The organism is Polynucleobacter sp. AP-Reno-20A-A9 (genome assembly GCF_018882085.1).
Taxonomy (GTDB): Bacteria; Pseudomonadota; Gammaproteobacteria; order Burkholderiales; family Burkholderiaceae; genus Polynucleobacter.
In genome coordinates, this window is the sequence record NZ_JACVPB010000015.1 from 22143 (window position 1) to 38418 (window position 16276).

Consider the following 16276-nt stretch of genomic DNA (forward strand, 5'->3'; position numbering starts at 1 on the left):
TAATGAGGTGGAACTTGCGACACATACACTGTAGAGTTGTGTCGCACATAAGTTGATGCCGAAGTTTTAATACAAACGCAAATCAATGCCGCAGTAGTTTGGAAGTTTCAATACATCAGTCTTCCATATTAAAAAACTTTCTACAGTGCGTGTGACAGTCTTTTTACCGTCACGCACAGCGCAACGACTAATAGCGACAGATTCGTCTCCGCTATAGCCGTTGCGTGATCTAATCATTCTCCGTCAATCAAACAGCACCAAAAGCAACTGCGTTGCTTTCGGCTTTCTTCTATTATGTTTATATGTGTTGTGAAGAGATAAATGTGTGAGCGCAAGCGATACACAAGCGAACTGCGTTCGCTTTCACCCTACCAGTTAGATATAAATCACCAGCACCACAGATCTTGAGCACCTAAAAAAACTGCGCAACTAAAAATACAGGGCTACGAACTGATTTTGGGTAGCACTACGCAACAGCACATCAAATCCGTCTTGTAAGCGCAGATTATCGGTATTCGTAGAGCGCAGTAGCAGATTGACACACACGCACGCTGTAGCGTGTTTTAACAAGTCTTGTCGTTCAAACTGCGCTCTGTAGTCTAAATGCCACATTCATCACGCATTTTTGCGGTAAATACACGACCAAAGAGAAGTTACAAAGTCACAACACCACGACGCAACCAGTTGTTTTTTAACAGATTGCGCCACTTACACAGCACAAAACTGTTTCGGTTGCTCATTTGCTACCAAAGAACACATACTTATTACGCACATATTATTAGGAGAACGCAATGGCACAGGCAAAATCACTGACGCAACAAGATATCGACAAAGTTTTAACTTACATCGCATCAAACACGAACGCTACACGCAACAGGGCGATGTTTTTGCTTACGGTGCTGGCTGGGCTTCGCGTCTCGGAAGTTGCGCAACTGACACTGGGTGATGTGCGCAATAGTGACGGCACTGTTAAATCCCAAGTGTTTCTAAGTAGCGATCGTGTAAAACACGGACACGCACGCACCGTGTTTATCAGCACACACTTACAGCAGGAACTTGCCACATACCTTGCTACACGCACAGCGTTTGATGACACATTTCCGTTGTTTAACACGCTACGAGGCGCGCGGAAGGCATTTACTGCTTCCACACTCACCCAGCACTTTCACTATCTGTATCGTCGTGCGTTAGTGTTCGGTGCCAGCTCACATTCAGGCAGACGCACATTTTTGACCACTTTGAGTAACTCGGGCATCAGCGTGTTTGTTTTAGCAAGTTTGGCGGGGCACAAGAACATCGCTACAACTCAAAGGTATGTTACCGTAAACGACGATCAAAAGCGCAGGGCAGTAGATTGCTTTAGCTTACAAGTTGCTTAATCTCGCTCGCCGTAGATAAACTCACGCAACTTATTCATCTTGCTCTTTAGCGTGTCTTTCTGTTCCTGTGTTTGTGCTGGCTGTTTTGGTATTTCGGGCAACACATACGCTATGTCGCACGCTACAACTAATAGCATCATCAGCACGCTTTCTTCACGCTTTAGTCGTTTGGACAGTTTTGGTTTGCCACTGCTTTGCGCAAAATGACTTTTACTACCACGCACTCTCGGTATTGCGTCAGCATCTATTCCAACTGTTCTGTCGTAACCTTTGTCAAAATCCACATCTCTGTCCATCCACGCATCTAATCTCGCACGCATATCCGCACCGTAGTCACCACGCTCTACACATCCATACTGTTCTTCTAAATATTCCAGCGCTTCTTCATACAGTTTTTCTGCTTGTCTTGATACTTTTGTGCGTGTCGTTGTTGTTCCTGCGTTCGTGCCAGCCATTTTCTCGTATCTGCCATTCATCAAGTCTGCTTTATTGAGCTTCTTGTTGTATGTCTTTAGGAACTCTGGCATTTCGTCATATAGTATTTCTTCACTGTGTCGTATTTCTTCCAGCGTCGTTTCGTAGCTACTGTATTCACTCTCGCTCAAAATACTGCGTAGACGAGTAGTTCGCACGCTCATACCATCCAGTATGTCGTTCATCAGCACATTTATTTTGTGTAGTTTGACTGTTTGTGCGTCGTCTATTTGCTCGAGACCGAACGCACTTGTGTTGTATGTATGTTCTGGTTTCGCATCTACATAGTCGCTTTCAGCAAACTCCACGACACCACCGACTACATTATCGTGTCCTTGTGTGTGCCGAACACGCCCCTGATATAGCAGTGCTGGTATGTGATAGTTTTCATACGCAATGTCATCAATGCGTTTAGCAACACGGGTCAGCGTTTCCCGTGTTGCTTCTTGTATCGCTACTGCGTCTAACTTACGAGCTTTTTTTCTTCGCTGTGCTTTTGCGTGTTCCACTACTTTTAGTAGCTTTTGCCTTGAACACCCCGCGCAGTTTAGTTTGTGTAAAACCGTGTAACTTGATTAGTGCTTTAACAGTTTCTAAATCTTCTGCTTCAGCATCCTTCTTCAGTTTCTCAATCTCCGCATCTTCTGTTTTGCGTTTGTCGTAGATTTCTTTTAGACGCTGACTTGCTGTTAGTGTTTCACTCATTGTTTTCTCCTTTAAATGTATCAATTTCTAAATTAAATCTTCTTTAATTTATTGCGTTGAATTAAATCAATTAAAACGCTTATTGAAAGCGCTAAGAATATTGAGAGCGCTATTCCACCGCCTAATATTTTATTGAGTTGACCACTGTATTTCAGTGTAGTTGTTTCTGTTTCACCAATTTGTTTGGATTCTGTTGATGTTGATGCCGTATCAATTAAACTTACCACTTGTTTATTATCTTGTTTAACCGCAGTCAATAACTTGATGAATTCTTTACGCTTCTCACTTAATATCTTCTTGTGCGCATTTATTATTTCATCCACCATATTTCTTACATTAGTTTTTGATTCGTCGATAGATACATTTTTGGACGAAACTTGAACAACTCGAGTATTTTTTATTGGATTAATTGTTGCGTTTTTGGTGTAGATATATTTCATCTGATCTACAGGCTCAATCACTTGCTGCCCATTAAAGTAAAAACGCTCACCAACAAGAATATTCGCAGTGCTTTCATACAGCGTAGGTCTTGTAAACGCAAACACCAGCACCATTAGTGTGAGTGTAGAAAATATAAGAATGATTGTTTTATATTGACGATTTAAAAAATTCCAAACATCAACAATACTTAATTCATCTTCGCTATCAATTTCTGGACGCATATTCATAGCGAACTCCAATCTATCAATTCATAAAGAATGTATGAAATTACAGATAAGGAAAGGAGTGTGAGAAATATTACAAATAACAGCGCAGGCTTTGTGAATCGTATTTCGCGGCGAGTTAATCCACTGTTACCTAAAGTGTCGGGGGGGGGGGGGACTTTACAATCATATTTTTTCCATAATTTTTAAAAATAATAGCACTATTTTCTAAATTTTAAAAATATTATCTCCGTTCAGTTTAAGCTAACCTATCCGCCGCCATTGTTGCTGTCAGCTTGCTGTAGTGCTGTTCAATCATTAGTGCGCTATTTCCCATCTGTTTCGCAAGCGTGTGTATGTCGGTGCCATTCTCTAACAGTTCCAGCGTCGCATAAGTATGTCGCAAACTGTATAGCGTGCGTGTTTCATTCTGCGCATTCTTTAACAGTCCGCAGTCACGCATTAGTCGTCTAAATGTTCCGCCGAAGTCTGGCGGTTGATAGTTGTTGCTGAACCTAAACACTTTATGCTTTATGCGTGACACAAATATGTCATTAAACGCAACACTGTTGATGTCTGTTTGTCGTGCGTGTAACCGTTTTAACGCATCCAACACATTGTGTTTCGCTATCAGCCAGCGTCCGCCTGTTTTTCCACTTACCCATATACGCACATAGCGCACATCTTTATCTGTGTGCCACTCAATATTGTTCCAACATATATTCATCGCTTCTGTGCCGTGTCGTATTCCTGTATATAGCAACACTTCGACATAATCACGCACTAACGGTCTTATCTGTTTTTCAACTTGTGACACTCCACCGTTCTGCCAAGTTTTCATATACTCCAACAAGTAGTCAATCTCGTTTCTGCTAAACGCAGGTCGTGGTTTGCTTTTCTCACCTAATGTCGTTAGTTTCGGTATTGTTGCGTTCGCACTCAACCAGCCACGCACTACAGCAACGCTTATCAGCTTATTCCACGCACTTGCGAAGTTGTTGAGTGTTGATGCTTTCGGCGTTCTGTTCATCTGCCTGTTTCTCCACATCTCAAAATCAATCACATCTTTGTGCGTTATGTCTTCCATTCGTGTTTCGGCGAAGTAGGGCAGGAAGTATTTTTCAATACAAGTGATGTAGTCGTTGTAACTTGTTCTGCCGTTGCGCAAGTCAATCTGCTGTTGTAATTCTTTCAGCGTTTCGTGCGCTATTTGTGCGAAGCTGTGTGTTGTGTGTGTTAAACCCAGTCGTTGTCTAAACCGTGCTTCGTCATACATTTCGCACGCAACACGCACGGCGTTTTCTACACTTGCTTTGCGTGTGCTAACACGATGCCAAGTTCCGTCTGCTAACTTGTAACGACATTGATACAGTGGTGATGTTTTTCTGCGGTATATAACAACTTCACCGTCACGCAAGTAAATCACTGTCGGAACAGTTGTAGCGTGTGACGCAACTATCTTGCTTGTTTCAGTGGGAGAGGTGTTTTCTGCTGTGTGTATTAGTTTTAGATGTGTGAGATTTTTCACAGCACTAAACTAAACAGCGTGGAACAAATGTGCGCACTGTGGCGCATTGTGCTGAACTGCTGACGCAAAACGCAAGTGTAAGTTTGCGCTATGTAAAACGATGGTGGGTCGGGCGAGATTCGAACTCGCGACCAACGGATTAAAAGTCCGCAAAACAGATTATTTATTGGTGTTGATTGGCGTAGATAAGTCATTGTTATATCAATATAAATCAATAAATACAGTGCTTACAGGGCTATCTTCAATATTCCTCTAAATTCCTTTAAATAGATATAAAATCAATACATGACCAATACATGGGAAAATTGAGGTTATGGCTACCAACAAAATAGGCTTTACCGCACCGAAAATAAGCGCTTTGGAGTGTGAACCGGGCAAGTCGCAGACAATCTATTGGGATAGCAAAACGCCTAGCCTTGGGGTGCGTATCACGCCCACAGGCAACAAAGCCTTTATTTTCCAAACATGGTTTAACAATACAAACCTACGCATGACTATTGGCGATGTGAATTCTTGGGCTATTGATAAAGCCCAATCCGAAGCAAGGCGCTTAAAGGTGCTGACTGACCAAGGAATAGACCCTAGAGAACAAAAAGCCGATTTAAAAGCTAAAACCATGGCGCGAAAGCTAAAAGGTATTCAAGGGCTGGAAGTCTGGAAGGATTACATCGCAGACCGCAAAGACCAATGGGGTAAACGGCATTTATTCGACCATGACGATATGGTTAAAGCTGGTGGTGGCAAATTCACTAGAGGATTGCGACCTGGACAACCAAAGACTAGGCAACCCGGCATTCTTGTTAGCTTGCTATCACTACCAATTAACGAAATAACTAGGGATAAGGTAGCACTATGGCTAAAGAAGGAAGTCCTAAAAAGACCTACCCGCGCTCGGTTAGCTTTATCACTACTTAAAGCCTTCATTACTTGGGCAAGTGACCAACCCAAATATAAGGCGCTAGTTGATGTAAGTGCTTGTGACCGATTAACCAGGGAATTGCCAAGTAAGCAAGCCAAAGATGATTGTTTGCAGAAAGAGCAATTAAGCCTTTGGTTTGAAGGCGTTAGGCAAATCAATAACCCGGTAATTAGTTATTACCTTCAAATCTTGTTATTGACCGGTGCAAGGCGTAATGAGTTGTCCACCCTAAAGTGGGTAGATGTTGATACCCAATGGCATACCGCTTTAATTAGGGATAAGGTTGAAGGCAGTCGAAAAATACCGCTTACGCCCTATGTTGAATTACTACTTAACAACCTAAAAAGGGTGAATAAGTATGTATTCGCAAGCCCTACGGCTAAAAGTAAACATATAACTGAACCACGCATAGCCCATAAGCAAGCTATGGAAGCTATGGGATTGCCACCGCTAACCTTGCAAGGGTTAAGAAGGTCATTCGGAACATTGGCAGAGTGGACAGAATGCCCGGCTGGCATTAGCGCCCAAATAATGGGACATAAGCCTTCCGCATTGGTGGAAAAGCATTACCGGAAGCGTCCAATTGATTTACTACGTCAATGGCACTCGAAGATTGAAAAATTTATTCTTGATGAAGCAGGCATACCGCAACCAAAAGATGGCGCTAAGCGTTTGCGCGTTGTAAATGCGGACACTTGACGAGGAATTCTGAGTTACGCTAATATGCTCTCTAGCAGGAGTTTTAAAAGGGTTAGGTCTAAATTATTCAGTTGACACATTGGTTGGCTGGCTAAATTGAAGTTAATTAAGCAAAAATATCCCAGCAAGGCGTCGTTTCCTTGTAGACCAAGTTAAAGGCACATAGCCAACGCAGTATCTGAAGAAGATATGACTATTAGCAAAGACTAATAAGCACTATCCCTAGTGCGTGTTGCTCCCACGAAAAGGTTAGCGATTCACAGATGTTTGTGATTTTTTAGTTCTTTTATGTACGGAGTTCACATGAATCTCAAAGAAAATAGTAAAGAAGCTTCTGAGTGGCCTATTCCATCAGGGCTGTCAATGCTTGCTGGTAATCGCGATGCTATTACCACTGCTGAATTTGCAAAGGCAATAAGTGGCAGTCAACAAACCCTCCGAAAAAATTACTGCTTGACTGGAAATGCCTATGGCATCAAACCGATCAAGATTGGTAACCGTTTGTTGTGGCCTGTTGAAAAGATAGCTCTCTTGATAAGTCGGGGGTCAATATGAGTAAGCAGAAATTCATAAAGGATCCCCTTGGACAACATATAAGACTCTATGCAGTAATTTACAACTCAGTAGCTTGGAGATGTCTATCCCCCTCAGCAAAAGCCTTATGGTGCGATTTAAGGGTACAGATCGGCTCTTCAAATAATGGAACGGCTTCTACTGCCCTCGGAATACTAGCCCATTACAACTGGTCTTCTAGACATACTGTTATGCGAGCACGCGATGAGTTGATTGCTCTAGGGTTAATTGAATTAACAAGACAGGGCGGTATTTGCAGTGGAGGCAAGAGCCCTAATCTTTATCGGTTCACAGATTTAGAAATGTATGACATTCCAAAAAAGGGATTAATCGCTAAAAAAGCAGACCATCTTTATAAGAAGATTCAGACGCATACCGAAGCAAAGAAAATCCTTGAAGATCTTAGGACTGAGAAAAAAAGTAAGGTGAAGAGTTTGCCCTTAGTAAGTGCTGTAACGATACTTAGGGACCAGAAACTAAGTGAACTTTCTGTCCATTGACTGGGATTGGGTAGACCAATTATGCACTTAGTAATTTTTTAATAACTAGGATTTATTCCATCTAATCAATTAGATAAAGGTGATATTAAATGAGTACCAATAAACCATGTGCTTGTAGCAAAAGAGCACTCCTTAATATAACTACCATCCCCACTAGAGCTTTTGAGAGCTTTATAAGCCATCTTATCCTGCAAATTATTATCAAAGGAGATCGGTCATGACAGCAAATGTTCAATGGGAAAAGTTTAAGAAGGAAGATCCACCTTCCGAGGGGGCATTTCCGGATGAGGATGAAATTAAAGCGTCTGAATTAGCCTTTGAGGCTGATATGGAACTGCTTTACACCTTACTGGAATCTGATGAAAGATTAAGGGTTTCCTATGAGGAAATTAAGCGTTTAAACCATCGTAATGCTCAACTGACAATCAGCATGCATGGATTAATGAACGATAAAAATTTCTGCATAAAGCAAATTAAGCAACTTCAGAGAGAAATTGATCGATTCAAAAAGATGCAGCGAATGAATCTCGTAAAACCCTAGGCTATCTACTTTAGAAGAATTTAGAGGACATTAGAAATGACAATGGGATATAAGACTGGAGGGAGGCAGTTAGGCACCCCCAATAAAGCCTCGAATGACTTAAGGAAGGCTATTACTGCATTAATAGATGGGAATATAGACAAGCTGTCTGAATGGCTTGATACAGTCGCTTCTGGCGTCCGTAAGGTTGATCTTGAGACGGGGAAACAAACACACGAATATCTGGTGCGTCCCAACCCTGCTAAAGCTTTTGATATGTTTATGTCAGCAGTTGAATACGCCATTCCTAAATTAGCTCGGACTGAAATTGTTGAGGAAGCCATTGACTCGGGAGAAGCAAATGAGAGGGCTCAGGTATTCTCTGATTTGATTGATGTATTGAAAAGAAAACGCCAAGAAGAGATCTAACTTGAAGTTACCATTCAAAGAAACCCCGCTAAAGCTGATTAGGAGTGCTTTGGTAGTCACATCCCTACTAATCTTCGGGGTTCTCTTGTATATCTTCGTCCTGACAAATTACTTTCACTCTATCAATTATGGCAAGGGTACTCTTTATTACAACTTCAATAAAGGTGGGGAATGTAGTCTAGAAATAGATGGCAAGATCAACGGCTCTCTTGAGGATGCTTTTCATGACATTCTTAAGAAATCGGGGCAGTACGACTGTAAGTCTTATCAGCTATCCTTGAACTCAGGCGGCGGCAATATGGCTATTGCTATGAGATTAGGGGACATCATAAAGTCCAAGGATATGACAACTATTGTCTTAGATAAATGCAAATCCTCTTGTATGTACCTTTTTATTTCAGGGAAAACAAGAATTGCATCAAAGTACTCAGTCCTGGGTATGCATCAGCCTGCTGACGTAGATACTGGGGTATGCATAACGCCTATAAGCATTCCTAAGAATAATCCCGACTACTTCAAAGGTCTTCAGCAGTACGTAGACGCAAGGCTTGGACACAAGGCCGGTGAGTTCTACACAAACAAAGATAATTTAGCGAGCTGTAAAGAAATGCTTCAGATCGATAACGAAGAGTTTCAAAGAAATGGGATCATCAAGACATTAACTGATGATTAAATTTCACCCCATACTAATCAGATTAGTATGGGTTTACCCTTACTAATCTGATTAGTATTGTCACGCTGAATAAGGGTTCTCTCTACCACGGCCATTAAAGATATCGGCATCAGAAATGTCTTTGCACATTTTCAGAATCGACGTTGACCAGCCTTGACTACGACCTTCCCCTGTCATTACGGCTTCTACAGTAATGCTAAACCAATCTTCAATTAACTGATTTGCCTTATCAATTTCTTGTTCAGGCATCGACTGGCGAAGGAAACTTGGAATCTCTTCTGCAAAAGACTCGCCCAATATGACTGCAATGCTAGCCCACTTGTAGGCTTCAACTCGACGATTGGGGTAGTCATCCGATCCTATAATCCGTGCCGCTAGAAAGTATTGAAAACTACTATGCCCATATTGGGCAAGACGATGGAATCGCTCCCAATCAGGATGGTTTTCATTGAACAATTGATGCTCCAGCATGTAAATGCTAACTATTAGTTATAGGTCTGCAGCAGTTTAACTTAAGCCAACACCTGGTTAGAGTTTGTCTTAATTTCCCATTAAATCTTCGGTGGCATCAACCAGCACACCGGGTCTAATTTCAAGGGCTTGGACAAGACGCAAAATTAGCACCAGATTGGGTAGGTGCTCACCCCTTTCGATCTTTCCCATATGGGAACGCTCAACGGATGCCATAGAGCTCAAGCCCTCTTGAGATATTCCCATCTCAAGTCTTCGTGCCCTCACAACAGCTCCAAAAGCGATAGCAGGCTTTGGCTCGTAGGATATTGATCCCTTTGGACGGCCAGGACTGATTTTGCGATTCTTTTCCATTGACAAAAGAATCGCAAGGTTGGAGACTAATAACCACGTTAAATTTAACTAGCCATCATTATATGAAAGAGCTACTCATCAACTATGGCAATAGATAAGAGGTTTTTAGATTTCGAGATTTACTTAAATACTGCAAATACTGCTAGATACAGTCGAAAAATTGCTCGAGAGCTAGAGCGCGTCCGAGAAGAGTTAGAAACACTTCGTAAAGGTAAAGATCAATCTATCTCTGTATTGGAAGGCAGGTCTGCAACTCATTCCTCCCCCAATACAGAATTAGATTTAAAAACTCGCTTAGAGATTAAGCATAGCGTTAAAGAGGAGATGGGGAATTTCGAATTAATCTACCAACGTCGACAAGAGCTAAAAAAACATGAGGTTAAGCTAAGAAACGCTTTTTACGCTGATGCTTATAAAGAAGCGACAAAAGAATACAAATCAATTGGTAATGATTGGGAAATCCATAAACTTGCTGAGAAAAAAGCAACGAAGGTTACAGAAGATACTCAAAGCCTATTTCGTGAAGCACGGTCTAAGCAACTTAATGCCTCTGCTGGTGATCAGATGCTACGTAGTGCTTACGACACAGCGATGTTGAAGTTAGATAAATTACATAAACCAAAATCTAGCGAAGATTAAAGATGATAAAGACTGCATAGTTAAATGCTACACATAATTTTTTTAACAGCCGTACTAGGAATTATTGGCTTATTAATGTATTTTTTATCTGCTGGTATGTTGTTAGGCTTTATTAGATTCTTTGAATTTTGTAAAAAATATCAAATCACAGCCGCTGTTTTTTAAAAGCATATTCATCAGTTATTGAGTAATTGATAGTCACCCATCTAGATCTGATAAAAAATCTTTCCTAATACCAGCTATATTGACCTGTCCTGGGATTTTCAGACCAAAAGCTTTTAGAGATAATGACTCCTTCAACCTAAGGAGCAGGTATGAAGAGAGCACGGTTTTCAGACGAACAGATTGTTCGGATATTGCAAGAGGCAGATCGTAGTCCGATTGCAGAAGTTGCTAAGCGCCACGGGGTCAGCGAACCCTCGATTTACAGCTGGCGTAAGAAGTTTGGCGATCTAGGTACGGATGATGTCAAACGCTTAAAGCAACTCGAGCAAGAGAACGGCCGTCTAAAGAAGATCTTGGCAGAGCGCGATCTCGAGATTGAAGTGATGAAGGAGATTGCCGTAAAAAAGTGGTGAGCGTGCAAGATCGATTGGAGCAGGCCCGCTATGCAGTTGGGCGGGGCATCTCCCAAAGACGTGCTTGTACGCTGCTAAGTGTTGCTAGATCTGGCTTAGATTACCAGTGCAAGATGGCTGTTAAAGATCAGCCTATCGTGGCTGCCATGCGCCAGTATTCCGAGCAATATCCTCGCTATGGTGCCAGACGGATTCGGATCTTTTTAAGGCGGGATGGTCTTGTTCTGGGTCGCGATCGGACGGCGCGCATCTGGGCTGGAGCTGGCCTACAGGTGCCCGCTAAAAGGACACGCAAGCGTTACCGTAGTCAAAATCGACAACCGCATGTAGCAACTGGGCCCAATGAGGTTTGGGCTTACGACTTTGTCTTTGATGCTTGTGCCAACGGGCAAAAGCTCAAGTGCTTAACCCTGATAGACGAGTTCACCAAAGAGAGTCTGCGCATTGATGTGGCTGGCTCAATTAAAGGCAAACGAGTAGTACAGGTTTTAGAAGAAGTGATTGCGCAGCGTGGTTGCCCCAAGGTTCTTCGCAGTGACAACGGTCCAGAGTTTGTGAGTACCATCTTATTGGAATGGGCGGTAGAGCGAGGTTTGCACAACTTACATATCGAGCCAGGTAAACCTTGGCAAAATGGCACTAATGAGAGCTTTAATGGTAAGTTTAGAGACGAGTGCTTAGCCATGAACTGGTTTCATAGTAGAGTGCATGCCAAGGTAATTATTGAGCAATGGCGTAGGCACTACAATTTAATCAGGCCACACTCAAGTTTGGATTATCAAACCCCAACAGAGTTTGTCGCTGGATGGCAAAAGGAATTAATAACGGGAGCCAGAGTTTCTAGATGAAATTGGTCCGATAAAACCAGACAGGTCACTTTTATGGCTTAGCTGGGTTAAGCGACATTAATCTCGGATCTCCCCATCAAGAAGCACCCCTCAAAAGGACAAATCAATATGGCATCCATGTGTCAGTCGATGTCGTTTAAAACGGCAGAACCTATAAGCCCCTAAAATCAGCCAATGAAATGGTTTTTAACGCTTGCCTTAGCCTTCTTTCTCTCCCCGAGCTTTGCTCAAGATAATGCCGATCCTTTTGATGTGCAGGTGAACGTGAGTCGTGTCGATGGTCAATTTCATGTTCAAGCAAGTTACTCTGTACCAATGAATATCTGTAGTGCCTATACATTCATAACTGACTATGAGGGCTCTAAAAATATCCCAGGAATAGTTGAAGCAAAGATTATTTCAAGGTTAGGCAATAAAGTACGCGTGTACAGAGTAGTTGAAGAGCAAATTCTCTTTTTTTCTATTGAGATGAAATCGACAGTGGAATATACGGAGCTCCCAAATAAATCTCTAACTTTTGAGCAAATCAGTGGCGATACTAGATCTTACAAAGGTACTTGGAAGCTATTAGAGGAAAAAGATAAAACAGTTTTTAAGTATGACTCTCAAATCGAGCCAAACTCATTTATTCCTTTAGCCATCGTTGAATATTTTATAAAAAACAGTATGCGAGGACGATTTGAATCGATGGCACAAAGAGCCAGTCAATATAAGCCTATTGAAGCTGTGGCCTGCAAATAGCAATTGCCTTTCTGGGTGCACTATCGTAACCAGCGTGGCCAACTAAAGCTTTAGTCTTGGCGCGGGTTTATGTCCCAGGCCCTTGTTCGATTCCGCCCCGGGCAACCAAGAGACACCAAAACTACCTCCGGGTAGTTTTTCTTTACCATCAATAGCCTCTTATGGATTAGTGGGGGCCTGTTTGGGTTTTAGGGTTCGGCGCTATAGGGTAGCCAATACTATTTAACGAGGGGAGGAAAAAGGGCTGTGCGGATGCTGCGACTCCTCTCTGAGGCACTAAGAATCGCAATATCCCACTTGTTGGGCTATTTTTTAAAACATGGCAGGTTTAAAGGCCATTTGTCTCAGATATACCCATCTATAAATGTCCTTTCAAAGGGCTAATTAAATAGACATCGCTGTGTCAGTCGTCGGTCCATTTAAGCGACGCTCAGCTAGGGTAATTGCTAAGAGCAAGCATAAGTTACGCTTGGTTATTGCCATTAAAGTGAAGAGTGATTTGTAGTTTATAAAAATAAATTGGAGACAAAATGAGGCTAATCCAGATTCTAGTTGCGGCATTGCTCGCTATCAACTTTTCAAATGTAATGGCAGAAAAAAATAACTCTAGTAGCGTACAAAGCGCTGAACACTGGATTCAAAACGGAGATATCAAGATATATGTTTGGGAAAAGTTTGCTGGTAGTCCGAAAAATAAACCGGTGATTGTTTTGGCTCACGGCTCTGCTACAGCCGGCAAGGAATCCTTTGATTTGCGAGTTCCAAGTAAGCCAGACATTAGCCTAATGGATGTGTTGGCCAAACAAGGCTTCGATGTATTTGCTTTAGACATTAGAGGCTTTGGAAGATCTACCCATCCAGAGCAACATTTCACTACAGAGGACGCCGCCAGCGATCTAAACGCAACCGTTGATTTTGTAATCAAATCCAGAAATGTTCCTAAGGTAGGCTTATTGGGCTGGTCATATGGGACTCAGTATGGCGGTTTATTTGTAATGGCGCATCCAGAAAAGGTGGATCGTTATGTTTCTTACGCGCAGATGGGTATCGATAGTATCGATATTGGCAAGCGCAGAGCCAATCTAAAAACATATCAAGATAAGGTTTACATTCAAATTCCTGAGGCAGGATGGCACGGCAGGTTCTACTCACTTACGCCTAAAGAAGACAACTTCCCAGAGGTTGTAGATGCCTACGCCAAGAGTGCCGCGGCGATTGAAGTAAATACTGCAACTAGCCCTCAACTCGATTTAGTTACTAAATTGCCAATGCTCAATCCAACTCAAATCACTGTGCCTACCATGATTATTCATGGCCAATACGACGATGTGGCTGATACCAAGCAATTAATGCCCTTCTTTGAGCAATTGCCTAACGCCAATAAGCGATATGTAGTTGTTCCTAATGCTGGGCATATGATGATGTATCAAAAGGGGTATAGCATATTCCAGCAAGCAGTCTCTGATTATTTCAAGGAACATTTCTAGGATTTAATATCCGCAACCTTGGTAAATCCTATCCTAGACCAATAAAAGTCTATGAAGTATTAACAAATAAAAAAATGGGAGATATGTGATGTTATTTAGAATCATTGCTTTAATTGGGTTAACTTGCTCTATTGCCTTTGCGCACGCAGAAATTATTAAGGTCGATGACTATATCGAGGGTGCTGACCCAGGTGTAAAACTATTCGTTAGGAATAAGTTTGCTGAGCCCAAGATCAAGGCAACTAATAACAACGTAGTACTTTTCATTCATGGTGCTACTTTTCCATCAACCCCCGATTTTGATTTGCAATTCCAGGATTATTCGTGGGCCGATTGGATGGTAAAGCATGGCTATATTGTTTATATGTTTGATAAGCGCAACTATGGATTCTCTAGCAGAGAAAAGGCTATGGATGAGCCTGCTGGTAATAATCGTCCAGTGACTCGGTCGTATCTCGCAATTAGGGACATCAATTCGGTTGTAGATTTCATTCGCAAAAAAGAGGGCGTCGAAAAGATTGATTTAATTGGATGGTCTTGGGGGGCAACAACTGCCGGTTTCTATACATCATTAGATAGTGAGAAGGTGAATAAATTAGTACTTTATGCACCGGCGTACGCATATCAAAACCATACCAATCTTGGCGCAGGAAGTGGATTGCAAAATAAACGTAAGCCAGATGAGTTCAACTACGCTTTGGGGGCCTATCGTTTTGGTTCTAAGGCGGCAAACGATTCTAGATGGGATGGCGAGATACCGCTTGAGGATAAAAATAGCATTCGAGATCCTGCTGTTCGTGATGCCTTTGCAATTGAAGCTCTTAAAACAGACCCAACTAGCGAAAGTAGGAATCCGCCAAGCTTAAGGGCTCCTAATGGCGTTCTTGAGGATAGTTTTATGCAGGCCACCGGCAGACCAATTTGGAATGCTTCCTCAATCTATGTACCAACATTAGTGATTGCTGGCGAATTTGATACGTGGTCATTTCCTCAAGATCGTGCGATGGTGATGCGTGACTTAACAAATGCGCCTTATAAAAAGAGTGTGCAAATTAAGAATTCAAGTCACTTTATGCTCTTCGAAAAAACTCGTTTTGAGTTCTTTAATGAGATAAATGATTTCTTAAAATCAAAAAACTAATTCAATTTAGGGCCTACATCGTGGGCTTTGGTCTTGTTCCGCCCCGGGCCACTAAGAAACACCAAAACCACCCTCGGGTGGTTTTTCGTTTGGACTGACAAATGAGATTCCGTTGTAGTGAGGTCAAAAAATGCCCGTATAAAACTGCGGGCATAGATGCTTAATGCGAGAAAGCTGTTCTTAATTCGAGCAGGCTTGATTTAGATAAGCAATCATCCCATCTTTAGTAAAGCCAATTTTTCCTACATCTAATGTTGATGCGCTAACGACACCCACAAACAATCCAATAACAAACCCGACAACTAAATGTTTTATCCCCATTTTCTTCTCCCACAATTATGTTTTCACCCGTAAACCAATACTCTGCTGGTACGTTTTAAAAAAACTTGTCCTAAGTCAATTTTCTAGGTGAGAGTGGGTAATACTTTAGTTCTAGTTATGATTTTTAGTGCTAAAAAACGCTATGAGGATCTCTATCATTGCGGTGTATTTAAGAATTTTTATATCAACTAAGAATTGGAAATCTTTGGGCCCTAGTCGATTTCACCCCGTTTACCAAGAAACATCAAAACCATCTTCTGTCATTTTTTTTACCGCCATTGGTCTCTCATGGGTCGACAGCTGCCATACAGTCTTTAATTTATGTGTTATCTATTAATCAACGCAGCAAAACGTAATTCCTGCGGAAAAATGAAAAGATACTTTTCTCTGCAAGGGTGCCTTTCCTTTCATTATTGTATGTATCAGGATTATTTGACGTAATAAAGACCTAAAAGATTGGGTCAGCTGGGTATTTCAGCGATCGTGACCGCCTGTTTCAGATTCAGCGTGACCGGCAAGGCTCTAGGGTAATCCCCCCACAGGTTAACTGATCTCAGAGGTAGAATTTTCTCAATAAGAGGAGTTCTACATGAAGCGTTCTAAATTTACCGACAGCCAGATCATGGATGCCCTAAAGCGGGTTGATGCTGGCT

The 16276-nt window shown here is 41.9% G+C and carries 20 protein-coding genes; 12 read left to right on the forward strand and 8 right to left on the reverse strand.

All coding sequences use genetic code 11. The annotated features are described in order from the left end of the window. Positions 1–66: 66 nt before the first annotated feature. Complete coding sequence (locus ICN39_RS10265) at positions 67–237, reverse strand: hypothetical protein (RefSeq protein WP_216233951.1); 171 nt, start codon at positions 235–237, stop codon at positions 67–69. Positions 238–791: 554 nt separating this feature from the next. On the opposite strand from ICN39_RS10265, the gene ICN39_RS10270 reads away from it, so the two are divergent. Continuing rightward, the gene (locus ICN39_RS10270; RefSeq protein ID WP_216233952.1) at positions 792–1379 is read left to right on the forward strand and encodes a site-specific integrase; all 588 of its coding nucleotides are present in this window, start codon (positions 792–794) and stop codon (positions 1377–1379) included. On the opposite strand, the gene ICN39_RS10275 is transcribed toward ICN39_RS10270, so the two are convergent. The 4 genes from ICN39_RS10275 to ICN39_RS11285 all read right to left on the reverse strand — a co-directional run bounded on the left by ICN39_RS10275 (position 1376) and on the right by ICN39_RS11285 (position 4730). Continuing rightward, positions 1376–2362 (reverse strand): hypothetical protein, encoded by a 987-nt coding sequence (locus ICN39_RS10275; protein WP_216233953.1) that lies wholly within the window; start codon positions 2360–2362, stop codon positions 1376–1378. The genes ICN39_RS10270 and ICN39_RS10275 overlap by 4 nt on opposite strands. Then, positions 2322–2558 (reverse strand): hypothetical protein, encoded by a 237-nt coding sequence (locus ICN39_RS10280; protein ID WP_216233954.1) that lies wholly within the window; start codon positions 2556–2558, stop codon positions 2322–2324. Before ICN39_RS10280 ends, ICN39_RS10275 begins: the two co-directional genes overlap by 41 nt. 32 nt (positions 2559–2590) lie before the next feature. Continuing rightward, on the reverse strand, positions 2591–3226 hold the full coding sequence (locus ICN39_RS10285) for a hypothetical protein (protein ID WP_216233955.1): 636 nt from the start codon (positions 3224–3226) through the stop codon (positions 2591–2593). A gap of 235 nt (positions 3227–3461) precedes the next feature. Beyond that, on the reverse strand, positions 3462–4730 hold the full coding sequence (locus ICN39_RS11285) for a tyrosine-type recombinase/integrase (RefSeq protein WP_216233956.1): 1269 nt from the start codon (positions 4728–4730) through the stop codon (positions 3462–3464). Between the two features lie 313 nt (positions 4731–5043). Between ICN39_RS11285 and ICN39_RS10295 the strand changes: the two genes are divergently transcribed. The 6 genes from ICN39_RS10295 (at position 5044) to ICN39_RS10320 (ending at position 9043) form a co-directional block, all read left to right on the forward strand. Beyond that, on the forward strand, positions 5044–6348 hold the full coding sequence (locus ICN39_RS10295) for an integrase family protein (protein ID WP_216233959.1): 1305 nt from the start codon (positions 5044–5046) through the stop codon (positions 6346–6348). A gap of 303 nt (positions 6349–6651) precedes the next feature. Further along, a complete protein-coding gene (locus tag ICN39_RS10300) occupies positions 6652–6903 on the forward strand; it encodes a hypothetical protein (RefSeq protein ID WP_216233960.1) in 252 nt (83 codons plus the stop codon). Next, the gene (locus ICN39_RS10305; protein ID WP_216233962.1) at positions 6900–7421 is read left to right on the forward strand and encodes a hypothetical protein; all 522 of its coding nucleotides are present in this window, start codon (positions 6900–6902) and stop codon (positions 7419–7421) included. Before ICN39_RS10300 ends, ICN39_RS10305 begins: the two co-directional genes overlap by 4 nt. 217 nt (positions 7422–7638) lie before the next feature. After that, positions 7639–7962, forward strand: coding sequence for a hypothetical protein (locus ICN39_RS10310; protein WP_216233963.1), 324 nt, complete (start codon positions 7639–7641; stop codon positions 7960–7962). Between the two features lie 36 nt (positions 7963–7998). Further along, complete coding sequence (locus tag ICN39_RS10315) at positions 7999–8370, forward strand: hypothetical protein (RefSeq protein WP_216233968.1); 372 nt, start codon at positions 7999–8001, stop codon at positions 8368–8370. A 1-nt stretch (position 8371) separates the two neighbouring features. Beyond that, positions 8372–9043, forward strand: a complete 672-nt coding sequence (locus tag ICN39_RS10320) for a hypothetical protein (protein ID WP_216233969.1) — start codon at positions 8372–8374, stop codon at positions 9041–9043. Positions 9044–9103: 60 nt separating this feature from the next. Here ICN39_RS10320 and ICN39_RS10325 read toward each other — a convergent pair whose 3' ends face one another. Continuing rightward, positions 9104–9514: a hypothetical protein gene (locus ICN39_RS10325; protein WP_216233970.1), complete on the reverse strand. Its 411-nt coding sequence runs from the start codon at positions 9512–9514 to the stop codon at positions 9104–9106. Between the two features lie 69 nt (positions 9515–9583). Then, complete coding sequence (locus tag ICN39_RS10330; RefSeq protein ID WP_216233973.1) at positions 9584–9868, reverse strand: helix-turn-helix domain-containing protein; 285 nt, start codon at positions 9866–9868, stop codon at positions 9584–9586. An 84-nt stretch (positions 9869–9952) separates the two neighbouring features. Between ICN39_RS10330 and ICN39_RS10335 the strand changes: the two genes are divergently transcribed. The 5 genes from ICN39_RS10335 (at position 9953) to ICN39_RS10355 (ending at position 15302) form a co-directional block, all read left to right on the forward strand. Beyond that, the gene (locus ICN39_RS10335; protein WP_216233975.1) at positions 9953–10507 is read left to right on the forward strand and encodes a hypothetical protein; all 555 of its coding nucleotides are present in this window, start codon (positions 9953–9955) and stop codon (positions 10505–10507) included. Between the two features lie 314 nt (positions 10508–10821). Further along, a protein-coding gene (locus ICN39_RS10340) for an IS3 family transposase (RefSeq protein ID WP_370623735.1) occupies positions 10822–11933 on the forward strand; the annotation gives its coding sequence in 2 pieces (ribosomal slippage) (positions 10822–11071 and positions 11071–11933; 1113 coding nt in all). A gap of 174 nt (positions 11934–12107) precedes the next feature. Further along, the gene (locus tag ICN39_RS10345; RefSeq protein WP_216233978.1) at positions 12108–12674 is read left to right on the forward strand and encodes an SRPBCC family protein; all 567 of its coding nucleotides are present in this window, start codon (positions 12108–12110) and stop codon (positions 12672–12674) included. Positions 12675–13204: 530 nt separating this feature from the next. Next, the gene (locus ICN39_RS10350; RefSeq protein WP_216233980.1) at positions 13205–14161 is read left to right on the forward strand and encodes an alpha/beta fold hydrolase; all 957 of its coding nucleotides are present in this window, start codon (positions 13205–13207) and stop codon (positions 14159–14161) included. Between the two features lie 88 nt (positions 14162–14249). Next, complete coding sequence (locus ICN39_RS10355; protein ID WP_216233982.1) at positions 14250–15302, forward strand: alpha/beta hydrolase; 1053 nt, start codon at positions 14250–14252, stop codon at positions 15300–15302. A gap of 180 nt (positions 15303–15482) precedes the next feature. Here ICN39_RS10355 and ICN39_RS10360 read toward each other — a convergent pair whose 3' ends face one another. Continuing rightward, positions 15483–15623: a hypothetical protein gene (locus ICN39_RS10360; RefSeq protein WP_216233984.1), complete on the reverse strand. Its 141-nt coding sequence runs from the start codon at positions 15621–15623 to the stop codon at positions 15483–15485. Between the last annotated feature and the right edge of the window lie 653 nt (positions 15624–16276).